This is a genomic window from Erwinia plantamica (genome assembly GCF_043420595.1).
In the GTDB taxonomy this organism is placed as follows: Bacteria; Pseudomonadota; Gammaproteobacteria; order Enterobacterales; family Enterobacteriaceae; genus Erwinia; species Erwinia aeris.
The window spans coordinates 1-207 of sequence record NZ_JBGCUC010000157.1; the positions used below are offsets into that span (position 1 = coordinate 1).

Sequence of the window (207 nt, forward strand, 5' to 3'; positions counted from 1 at the left end):
GGTGGGTCGTGCAGGATTCGAACCTGCGACCAATTGATTAAAAGTCAACTGCTCTACCAACTGAGCTAACGACCCGCTGTGTACTGCCTGCCGCTTAATGTCTGTTTCTTGCATCAGATACCACTTAAAAAGTGGTGGGTCGTGCAGGATTCGAACCTGCGACCAATTGATTAAAAGTCAACTGCTCTACCAACTGAGCTAACGACC

1 tRNA gene is annotated in these 207 nt (G+C 48.3%); it reads right to left on the bottom strand.

The window, feature by feature from the left end:
- Window positions 1-2: 2 nt before the first annotated feature.
- Window positions 3-75: transfer RNA gene (locus AB3U87_RS22590), tRNA-Lys, on the bottom strand.
- Between the last annotated feature and the right edge of the window lie 132 nt (window positions 76-207).